General features: G+C 39.7%; 6 protein-coding genes. All 6 read right to left on the bottom strand.

The window, feature by feature from the left end; all coding sequences use genetic code 11:
• Positions 1 to 9: 9 nt before the first annotated feature.
• The 6 genes from ACOH2D_RS10460 to ACOH2D_RS10485 all read right to left on the bottom strand — a co-directional run bounded on the left by ACOH2D_RS10460 (position 10) and on the right by ACOH2D_RS10485 (position 11903).
• A complete protein-coding gene (locus ACOH2D_RS10460) occupies positions 10 to 2226 on the bottom strand; it encodes a GH92 family glycosyl hydrolase (protein WP_449535180.1) in 2217 nt (738 codons plus the stop codon).
• A gap of 194 nt (positions 2227 to 2420) precedes the next feature.
• The gene (locus ACOH2D_RS10465; RefSeq protein ID WP_449535181.1) at positions 2421 to 4736 is read right to left on the bottom strand and encodes a GH92 family glycosyl hydrolase; all 2316 of its coding nucleotides are present in this window, start codon (positions 4734 to 4736) and stop codon (positions 2421 to 2423) included.
• A gap of 109 nt (positions 4737 to 4845) precedes the next feature.
• Complete coding sequence (locus ACOH2D_RS10470; RefSeq protein ID WP_348034723.1) at positions 4846 to 6192, bottom strand: alpha-L-fucosidase; 1347 nt, start codon at positions 6190 to 6192, stop codon at positions 4846 to 4848.
• A gap of 2 nt (positions 6193 to 6194) precedes the next feature.
• The gene (locus ACOH2D_RS10475) at positions 6195 to 8525 is read right to left on the bottom strand and encodes a glycoside hydrolase family 20 protein (RefSeq protein ID WP_449535182.1); all 2331 of its coding nucleotides are present in this window, start codon (positions 8523 to 8525) and stop codon (positions 6195 to 6197) included.
• Between the two features lie 99 nt (positions 8526 to 8624).
• A complete protein-coding gene (locus ACOH2D_RS10480) occupies positions 8625 to 9644 on the bottom strand; it encodes an isoaspartyl peptidase/L-asparaginase family protein (RefSeq protein WP_449535183.1) in 1020 nt (339 codons plus the stop codon).
• A 12-nt stretch (positions 9645 to 9656) separates the two neighbouring features.
• Complete coding sequence (locus tag ACOH2D_RS10485) at positions 9657 to 11903, bottom strand: GH92 family glycosyl hydrolase (RefSeq protein WP_449535184.1); 2247 nt, start codon at positions 11901 to 11903, stop codon at positions 9657 to 9659.
• Positions 11904 to 11916: the final 13 nt, after the last annotated feature.

Here is an 11916-nt window from a genome sequence, read left to right on the forward strand (position 1 = left end):
CGAATTTATCTAATCCAAAACAATTTTTAAAGTCTTCCCATTAACCAAATCGTTATGGTCGATAAAATACCCTTTCTGCTTTTTCCCATCTAATAAGATGTGATTGATTTTCCCGTTCCCTACTTTCTCAATAACCAAAGTCTCATTTTTATAATATCTCGGATCTAAATGAATGGTTATTTTATCGAATCTTGGCGTTGTAATCGTATAAAAAGGATCGGCCGGCGATACTGGATAAATCCCCATCATGCTATAAATCAACCAGGCTGACATGGTGCCTGTGTCGTCATTGCCAGGTAAACCAGCAGGTTTGTTTGTGAAATATTCATTGATTAAATTGGTCACGCGCTCTTGTGTTTTCCACTCATAACCTGAGGCATAATTGTATAAATACGGATAGGCAATATCAGGTTCGTTCGCCATATCAAATTGCTTGTTATCAAAAACTTCATCCAATTTAGCGACGTAATTCTTTTTGCCACCCATCAACTTCATTAACGCTTTGGTATCATGTGTAACCATAAAAGTGTATTGCCAGGAATTACCTTCGATAAAGCCTAAATTCGTTTCAAAATTAGCACCAGTATTTGGGTTGAATGGGGAATACCAAGAGCCATCGTCGTTTTTCGGACGTAATAAATTGAACTGGTTGTCAAATAATTTTCGATAGGTTATAGAACGCTCAGAAAACAAATTATAATCCTCTTTTTTACCCAAGATTTTCGCCAGTTGTGCAATGGCAAAATCACTGATATTATATTCTTGTGTGGTAGAAACCGATCCACTTTGTATGGTTTTTGTGGTCAAATAACCTTTATTGATATAGTCCTTTAATCCAGGTCGTAACGGATTACTTTCTAACTGCATGGCACTTTTCCGCATCGCTTCATAAGCTTTTTCAATATCAAAATCCTGAATGCCTCTCAAATAGGTATCTGCCAAAACAATGCCCGCAGGATCGCCAACCATGGTTGTGGTTTCGGTGGCGTTGAGTTCCCACTTAGGTAACCATCCACTTTCATCATAAATATTGAGCATGCTTTTTACCATATCCGATTGTTGCTTTGGATAAACCAAGCTCATTAATTGATGCAGATTGCGATACGTATCCCATAAGGAAAACACGGTAAAACGCGTGTCCTCGGTTTTGACGGTTTCGCGTTTGCCCATCGTTGGATATTCGCCATTCACGTCATTTAAGGTATTTGGATGAATTAAAGTGTGGTATAATGCCGTGTAAAAAATGGTTTTATCATCTTTGGTGCCGCCTTCCACTTCTATTTTAGATAATAAGTCGTTCCACTGAGATGCTGTATTTTTATAGAGGTCATCAAAAGTCAAACTTTGAGTTTCTTTTTCTAAATTCTCCCGAGCGTTTTCAATACTGACATAACTCACGCCGATTTTCACTTCAACTTGCGTCGGTTTATCAAAATTGTAAGTAAAATAACTGCCGATACTATCGCCAATCACTTCTTTTCTGTAGCCTTTATACAAACGTGTTTTTCCATTATACGGCATCCATTGAGATTCTAAGCCATCATATGATCTGGTTTTTTTCCAAACGCCGTAGTCATCGGCAGGTTGACTGAATTTTGCCACAAAATAAACCGGATAAGATTCTTCTGGTTTATAATAACAAAACGAACCCACATTACGCATCCCCTCAATTTCGGTTGGCGAAACAATTTTAATTGTAGCACCTTCTTCATTGGTCAAACCGACTCCCAAATTGATGAGAATATTCGATTTTCCTGCTGGAAATAAATACTTGCTGACGCCAGTTCTGGTGGTCGCCGTCATCTCCGCTTTGATATTGTATTTTGAAAGTTGTGTGCTATAATATCCAGGTTTTGCAATTTCATTGGTATAAGTTGTCCCGTACTTCAAATGGTCGGTTTCAAGCTCGCCTGTGGTTGGCATCATTAGGATCACACCCAAATCAGGACAGCCCACACCACTCAAATTCACATGAGAAAACCCGGTTAAAAACGTGTTTTCATGCACATACGGATTGGAAAGCCATTGACTGTCTTTTTCCAAAGTGTTTTGCGATCCCGACACATTAAACGGCGATACACTAACCATGCCCCGTGGTGCGATGGCTCCAGGATTTGTGGCGCCATAATTTGAGGTGCCAATAAAAGGATTGACATAATCGGCTGGGGCTTGTGCAACACTTATAAATGGAATGCAACACATTGCAAAAAGAATAACTAACCTCATATCTTTCATTTTCTGTTTATTGGTTTTGAATTAAAGTATAATTATGTCTCCTTAGACTCTAATTTTTTTGACACTAATTTCACGAATTTGCACGAATTCCCTAAAATACTTGTGTAAATTAATTTCTATATATTTCACTAATACAACAAACTTTCAGTCTGTTTAAATGACTTTCAAACGTTGGTCTTAGTGATTCATTTTTTTGATGTGCTTAATGAATACGGCACACTTTCTGGCGCAGTTCCCCATTTTTTATTTGGCGAATTACCCATATTAAATTGTAAAACACCACCTTTTTGAAGGTCGTCAAATTTTATAAACGTGTTGTTATAGGGTTTGCCATTTAAATTGGCTGATTCTATATACACATTAGCGTCTGAGTTGTTTTTTGAAGAAATCTCAAAGGTATTTCCATTTTCTAAATGAAGAGTTGCTTTTTTAAACAACGGACTTCCGATCACATATTCCTCAACACCGCCTGGCGTTACCGGATAAAATCCTAAAGCACTAAACACATACCACGCCGAGGTTTGTCCGTTATCTTCATCGCCGCAATAGCCATCAGGGGTTGCCGCATATAATTTGGTCATCACATTTCGGACTTTCTCTTGTGCTTTATATGGCTGATTTGCATAATTGTATAAATAAATCATGTGCTGAATCGGTTGATTGCCGTGTGCATAATTACCCATATTGACAATCTGCATTTCGCGGATTTCGTGAATGGTAAACCCATAATAGGAGGCATCAAACTTTGGCGGCATTTCAAAAACTTCATCCAGTTTTGCTACGAATTGTTCTTTGCCCCCCATCAAATCGATCAGACCTTGAATGTCATGAAACACAGACCAGGTATAATGCAAACTATTTCCTTCGGTAAACGCATCGCCCCATTTTAAGGGATTAAACGGACTTTGGAAACTGCCGTCTTTGTTTTTCCCACGCATCCAATTGGTGGAAGGATCAAACAAATGTTTGTAGTTTAAGGATTGCTTATAGTACTTTTTAGCAATTTTAGTCTTACCCATTTTCTCTGCCATTTTTGCAATCGTAAAATCGGCGTAAGCATATTCTAAAGTTCTCGCGGCATTTTCATTGACGTCCACATCATAAGGCACATAACCCAGCTTATTGTAATAGTTGAGTCCAGCTCTCCCTACGGAATTCGCAGGTCGTCCATCAGCAACGGTGGCATTTTTTAACATGGCTTCCAACAACAATTCCGCATCCATATCTTTGGCACCTTTTAAAAACGCATCGGCAATAATAGGCGCCGAATTGGAACCAATCATCACATCGCGATGGCCAGGACTCGCCCATTCTGGCAACCATCCTGATTCTTTATAAGTGTTCGCCAAGCCTTGCATGATTTTGCCATTAAGTTCAGGATACATCATATTGAAAAATGGGAAGACCGCTCTAAACGTGTCCCAAAAGCCATTATCCGTAAACATATAACCTGGCAATACTTTGCCATTATACGGACTGTAATGCACCACGTCATTATTGGCATCGTATTCATAAAACTTTCTTGGGAATAACAACACACGATATAAAGAGGAATAAAATGTTCTGATATTATCGATATTATCGTCTTCAATTTTAATTCTGCTCAACTCAGTTTCCCAAGCTTGTTTCGCTTTCGACTTTGTAGTTTCAAAAGTATCGGCGCCGATTTCTCTTGACAAATTTAGTTGCGCTTGTTCTGGACTGATAAATGACGACGCCACTTTTACATGGACAACCTCGCCTTTTTTAGTTTTGAATCCGACAATCGCGCCCACATGATCGCCTTCGCTAGTGGTTGAATTTTCAATTAATTGCCAGCCGTCATGCCAAGTGTGGCTAGGCTCAAAATCTTTATCAAACTCGGCCACAAAATAGTTGTGGAAATTCTCAGGAACGCCGCCACTATTATTTCGGCAATAGCCAATGATTTTACGTTCTTCAGGAATAATTTTTACCATAGAGCCTTTATTAAAGGCATCAAGTATGATATAGGAGGTTTCAGATTCCGGAAAAGTAAATTTAAAACTGGCAGCTCTTTCTGTTGGCGCAACCTCAGCAACCACATCATAATCGGCTAAATACACCGAATAATGATAAGGCGTTACCGTTTCTGCTTTATGCGAAAACCACGACTCGCGCTCATCTTCATTAAATTTTAAATCGCCCGTAACTGCCATCAATGAAAATGCGGCATAATCATTAACCCACGGACTTGGTTGATGCGTTTGCTTGATCCCTCGAATTTTATTTTCGCGGTATTTATAAGTCCAGCCGTCGCCCATTTTAGAAGTCATCGGCGTCCAGAAGTTCATCGCCCATGGCGTAGCAATGGCAGGATAGGTATTCCCGTTAGATAAATCAAAAGCAGAATCCGTTCCCATTAATGGGTTTACAAAATCCACCAGATCTTTACTGGCAATGTAGGCGTTGTTTTGTGCTTCTGAATTTGTATTCCCAAAAACGAAAGCAAGCAACAATATCCAGGAATATTTAATCATCATATTAATTTTAAATTTTATAACCTCTGCTGTATTTCCTTCTCAACTTTGTCTTAATTCCTAATTCTAAAAGCGAAGCGGTCTTGATTCTATTAGCGCAGCGGTCTAGACTCTAGTTGAGCTCCACCGCCTGGCCATGGCCTCTATATAATTGTAAAGGCCCTTCCAAATCAACTTCTATAAGCGTCACGTTAGCATCCAAATTTTTTGCTTGAGGCACTTCTATTCTCAAGATTCCTGGAATATTATTCCAAGCTGCACCACCATTTCTTTCAAAACTTAGTTCTTGACCATTCCCTACCACTTTGATGGATTTCACTTTATTTTGGATTCCTTTTAAGGAGATATAATTATTAGGCGTATCAAATAAGGCCAAATAGATTTTGGTTTCGTCTTTGCTTAGCAAGGTTGGGCCATAAAAATGTCCGTAAGGCAAACCTGCCTTAGAACCAAAAATCGCCGACTCATGTTTATTAACCCATTCGCCTAAAGCTTCCAAACGCTCCATTTCTGGTTCTCCAATAGTACCGTCAGGTTTTGGCCCAACATTCAACAATAGATTTCCACCGGATGAAATGACCTCAACAAAAGTTCTGATAATTTGAGATACGGGTTTGTAGTTGGTGTCTGATGGGAAATTCCCCCAGTTATCATTCATCGTCATACAAAATTCCCAAGCGCCGTCAGGTCTTACGATGGGTACACCTTGTTCTGGTGTGCTATAATCGCCATAAGTTTTCAAACGGGAATTGACGATCACTTTAGGGTTCCAGGCCAATAAAGAATCTTTTAAGGCCTCTGCTTGCCATTGTTCGCTCGATTTTTCCCAATCGCCATCAAACCAATATAAATCGGGATGAAAATTCGTGCTCAATTCTTTCAACTGACCATCATTAAACTTCAGAAAACGTTGCCATGCTGATAATTGGTTTTGATTTTTTTGAGGGTAATTCTTGCGCGTATCAGGACGTGGAAAAACCACATCATAATCCGGATGTGACCAATCGATCAATGAGTAATACAAGCCTACTTTTAAATCCTCTTTTCTTAAGGCATCCACAAATGGCGCGACCAAATCACGTTTTGCGGGCGTTTTTTCCTTCACATTTAAATGGCTGAATTTGGTATCCCACAATGCGACACCATCATGATGTTTGGTCGTCAAAACGGCATAACGCGCCCCTATCTTTTTAAACAATTTTGCCCATGCTTCAGGGTTATAGTTCTTGGCTGTAAACTGCTTTCCTTGCGCCATATAATCGTTATAAGGAATTTGCTTATGATACAAAGACCAGGATTCGCCAATCCCATTCACACCATAATATCCCCAGTGGAGAAAGATGCCGAGTTTAGCATCTTGAAACCACTCTAATCGTTCTTCTTTCGTTAGCTTTTCTTGCGCGGACATTGGACTGCCGATCATGAAAACGAATACTGCAATAATCTTAAAATATTTCATTCTTAATTAATTAAAATTTCATCCACAAATAACCAGGTATCGCCACCTTTTGGATTCGTTTTTAAATTTTTGGCGATCACTTTCACATATCTTACAGATTGCTCCTCAAAAGAAACTTTAAATTCTTTTAAATCGAAAGAAGGATTTTTAGCAAAGGCTCTTTTTTCAACGCCAACTTCTTTATAATTTTTTCCATCGTTAGAAACAGAAACGCTAACTTCAATTGGGAAATAAATGCCAGGCCCTTGATTTTCCATTGTACCTACGATGACTTCATGAATTGAAGTTTCTTCGCCCAAATCGACCACAGCTTCCATGTCTTTGCCTAACCAAGCTTGCCAATGGCCGTCGGTGAAATTCTTGGTACCACGTAAGGAATTAACCATTCCGAAATCGCCTTCTCCTTGATAACGGGAGTCATAAATTTCTTTGAACGTTACTTTTTTACCAACTGCTTTGTGAAACTGAATAGTCGTATTAAACGGCACGCCCATTGGTTTGTCATTTTTAAATAGCGACGCATGAATTTCAGTTGTTTTGTGGATTTTCAATGGCTCAGTATATTTGATGGCCTTATCCGAAAGTTTATCATCATTCAACGTATAACGAATATCGGCATCCGTAAACTCATTTTTCAAGCCAACCGAAACTTCCTTTGATTCCATATCAATGGTCACATCTTCCATAACCAAATAAGCACTTTTCGCATAGTTGATGCCCATATAATCGTAACGATCAAACATGGTTACAATCCGCTTTGAGAAATCTTCCCAATTACGTGATTCCTTAGTGGACCAAAGTGTTTCAGACAATGCGGCCAATCTTGGAAAAATCATATATTCCGAATGCTCTGTAGTTTTAATTTGTTCTGACCATAAATTCGCTTGTCCGCCCAAAACGTGTTTGGCTTCAACTTCAGTCATCGTGTCCACTGTTGGATCAAAAGTGTAAACTTGGCTCAATGGCGTATAACCTCCCCAAGCTAAAGGCTCTTCGTTTTGCGGGCCTTGATAATGATCAAAATAACAATGCGATCCTGGTGTCATGATCACATCATGTCCTTCTGAAGCTGCTTTAAGACCACCATCAACACCTCTCCAACTCATCACGGTCGCCTCCGGAGCCAACCCACCTTCTAAAATTTCATCCCAACCGATCAGCTTTTTATCATGTGTAGAAATAAAACGTTCCATTCTTTTGATGAAATAACTCTGCAATTCTTCAACATTCGTTAAGCCTTCTGTTTGCATTCTTTTTTTACAATCTGGACATTGTGCCCAGTTGGTTTTTGTCGCCTCATCGCCTCCAACGTGAATGTATTTTGATGGAAAAATCTCCATCACTTCTAATAAGACGTTTTCTAAAAACTCAAAAGTAGAATCCTTTCCGGCACAATAAATATCTGTAATTGGCCAAACACCACCTGATGGCACGCCAACTGGACGTTCATGACAAGACAATTCTGGATAAGATGCAATTGCCGAAGTCACGTGCGCTGGCATTTCAATTTCCGGAATGATTTCGACGTTTTTAGTTGCTGCATAAGCGACCAAATCTTTTAATTGCTCTTGGGTATAGAATCCACCGTAAGTGCCTTTTTCGTCTGGAGACGTTTCAGTGCGTCCGTCCCAATGTTTATCTTCTTGATCCACACGCCAAGCACCAACTTCAGTTAGTTTAGGGTATTTTTTAATTTCGATTCGCCAGCCTTGGTCATCTACTAAATGCAAATGCAGCACGTTCATTTTTAGCATCGCCAAACGATCGATGGTTTCTTTTAGATAGTCGATTTCGAAAAAATGACGCGAGACGTCCAGCATCAAACCTCTGTATCTGTAACGTGGATGATCCTTGATGGTCAGATTTGGAATTTCCCATGATTCATTAGAAACCAATTTTGAACTTTCGATTGCTGTAGGAAGTAATTGTCGAAGCGTTTCTAATCCGTATAGAAAACCAGCATTTCCTTTAGCCGATATCAACACACGATCAGAATTGACGTCCATTTTATAGGCTTCATCTTCCAGATTTCCATCGACAACAAATTGAACGAAATTGTTTTTAGGCGCTTGTTCTGAAACGCTCAAGTTCCATCCTGCGGCATTTTTGAATTTATCAATCAAAACGGACGTCACTTCTTTTTGGGAAGCGTCCGAAATAACAAATTGAGTATTTTTATTAAATTGAAAAGAACCTGGTTGTAAGGTTAATTCTACCGGTTTTGGAATAATGGCAATATCACTTTCCGTAAATACTTTAGGTGCTTTACTTTCTTGGCAGGATGCCATCATGGCGATGACCACCACTACCAACATTTTTTTTAATACATTCATTTTTCAAAAATTTAATTCTTCTATTAATATGCCGCCTCTATAGGGCTTGTAATATTCGCTAATTTGATGCTATTAACATAACGCTCCTCTGGAGCTATCTTATTCCTCCCAAGCCATTTTGAAGGTGGCGTCTTCCATGCGATTGCCTTGTTCTTCATCATAAATGGCGTAGTTAAAACCGGAGCGTAAACTGTAACCTGCGTGTTCGCCATTTTTATTGACGGCGATAAAACCGACTTGTAAATACTCCATGTCTTTATGGTTTTTATGCTTGTTGTAAATCCGCTCTACAATTTCCTTACAGGCTTCAAATGGCGATTTTCCTTGACGCATCAATTCCACAACCATCGCACTTCCTGCAGTTCTTATCACGGCTTCGCCCAAACCTGTAGCTGCTGCGGCGCCCACTTCGTTATCTAAAAACAATCCGGCACCAATGATTGGCGAATCGCCTACACGGCCATGCATTTTCCAGGCTGCGCCACTTGTGGTACATCCGCCAGAAATATTGCCGTCTTCATCCATAACCAACATGGAAATCGTATCGTGGTTTTCCATATTGATCACGGGTTTGTATTTGGACTCTTCCATCCATTTTTTCCAATCGGCTTCAGATTCGGCAGTTAAGAGATTTTCTTCCTTAAAGCCTTCGGACAATGCAAATTGAAGTGCCCCTTCGCCAGATAACATGACATGTGGCGTTTTTTGCATGACTAATTTTGCCACTGAAATGGGATGCTTGATGCCTTGTAGAAAAGACACCGCTCCACAATCGCTATTGTGATCCATGATACAGGCATCTAAAGTAACTTTACCATCTCTATCCGGAAATCCACCATAACCCACGCTTCTTACAGTTGGGTCAGCTTCTGGAATTTTCATACCTGCTTCAATGGCATCAATAGCCGATTTCCCATTTTTCAACTGATTCCAAGTTTCCGCATTGGCTGGCAAACCATGATTCCATGTTGAAATCACTAAGGGTTTTCGTCCTTTCTTACTGGAAGTACTTGGTGGAACAACAGCGTCTTTGCTGGTCAAATTATTACAGCTTAATACCGTACTGATGCCTATGGTTCCTAAAGCAGCTGTTTTGATGAAATTTCTTCTGTCTGACATACGATGCGTTTTTTAATTATATAATTTTGATGATGGTGCCATCGAATTTTTAGTGGTTTTATTAGGCTGACTTCCCATGGTAAATTCCAATTTGCCGCCTTCCATAATCTCTTTATGTGTGATGTAATTGCGTTCAATCAATGCGCCATTTAAGCTAATGGACTGAATGTATTTATTCTCTTTACTGTTATTTAATGCGTTTACGGTAAAGGTTTTTCCGTTTTCTAAAGTGATGGTGGCCGAGTCAATTATAGGCGAACCAAAAGCATAAACACCTTGTGCTGGATTTACCGGATAAAAGCCCAAAGCGCTGAATACATACCACGACGACATTTGTCCGCAGTCCTCATTTCCGCAATGACCGCTAGGTTCATTTTGATATTGGGTGTCTAGAATCTCACGAACTAATTCTTGAGTTTTCCATGGTTTTTCTATATAATTATACAAATATGCAACGTGATGGCTTGGCTCATTCCCGTGCGCATATTGACCAATCATTCCCGTACTGAAAATCGGCAAAACATCTTCCGCAAGCGGATGTAAGGTAAACATGGAATCCAGTTTTTTCTCGAATCTTTCCTTTCCGCCAACAATTTCAGTGAGGCCTTCTATATTGTGTTGTACCGACCAAAAGTATTGCCAGGCATTGCTTTCACAGAAGTAAGGCGAATAGTCCTTCGGAATAAAATTCGCTACAAAAGTGCCATCCTTTAATTTCGGACGCATAAAGTTGCTTTCTGAATCATAAAGGTTTCGCCAATATTCTGAACGTTTTGAAAAGGTATTATAATCGTCGGTTTTCCCTAAGGCTTTGGCGAATTGTGCAATGCACCAGTCGTCGTAAGCATATTCTAAAGTTTTGGAGACTGACCAATTTTCGTCGTGTTCATCTACAGGCACATAACCCAAGGCCATGTAGTCGTCAATTTGTCGCGAATGATCGGTGGCACTGGCGATACAGCCTTTGTAAGCCAATTCAGAATCGAAATCCTTAATGCCTTTAAAATAAGCATCCACAATCACAGGAACTGCGTGATAGCCAATCATCATATTGGTTTCGTTGCCTTGCATAGACCAAACCGGCAATAATCCTGTTTCCTTATAATGAGCCAACATAGAATTGACCATATCCGACACCCGATTAGGATGCAAAATCGTGTATAATGGATGTGCTGCGCGATAGGTATCCCAAAGTGAAAACGTATCATAGCGATCAAAACCATCGGCTTTCATGGTTAGGTCGTTAGCGCCTTTATAATTTCCGTTATGGTCACTTAATAAGGTTGGCGCCAACATCGATTGGTACAACATCGTATAGAAAATACGCTTTTTCGTTTCGTCGGCTATCGTAATCTTGATTTTACTGAGTTCCGCTTCCCATTTGGCTTCCGCTTCATTTTTTAAAGAATCAAAATCAAAATTTGGAGCTTCAATTTCTATAGATTTTTGGGCGCCTGCAATATCAGCAGAGGATAATCCCGTTTTTAAGACGATGGCTTCGCCTTCTAAAGTTGCGTAATTTAAGATGATTTTGGTATTTTTTCCAGTAACCGGCGACGTTGTAAGCGTATCATTTTTAAATATCTGATACGAATCAAAAGGCTTTGAAAGTTTAATCACAAAATACACACGTTGGTCTTTTGCCCAGCCTGTCGATTTGCGATAGCCTTCAATAGTCGAATTATCCACCACGTTAATATGCGTATCGGTCGGGCTGTCCCAATTTAAGGCATAACCTAAATCGATATGAATTTGCGAATTATCATCTTGTGGAAAAGTGTATTTATGGATGCCTGTTCTTTCCGTTGCGGTAAGTTCGGCTTTGATGCCGTAATCCAATAAACCTACCGAATAATAGCCTGGAGATGCCGATTCATGGTCGTGGGAGAAACTTGAAAAAGGTTTAAAGTGATTGGCTTCGATGCGTTCTGAAAAGCGACTATTCGTCGGCATCACTAAGATATCGTAAAGATCGCCTGCGCCGGTTCCCGATAAATGCATGTGTGAAAATCCAGTAATTATGGAATCTTTATAAAAGTAACCCGCAATCCGATCCCATCCTGAAATTCCAATATCTGGACTTAATTGCACCATTCCAAAAGGAACAGTTGCTCCGGGATAGGTATTTCCTGGGCCGTCGGTTCCAATGAACGGATTGACAAACGAGGTGAGTTTAACTTGGTCTATTACCTCTTTAGATTCTTTGCACTGAAACAAGAGAAACACAAAGCACACATATATCAAACCAAATTTCTTCATTAATTTTTATTTT

The organism is Gelidibacter sp., from assembly GCF_053579655.1.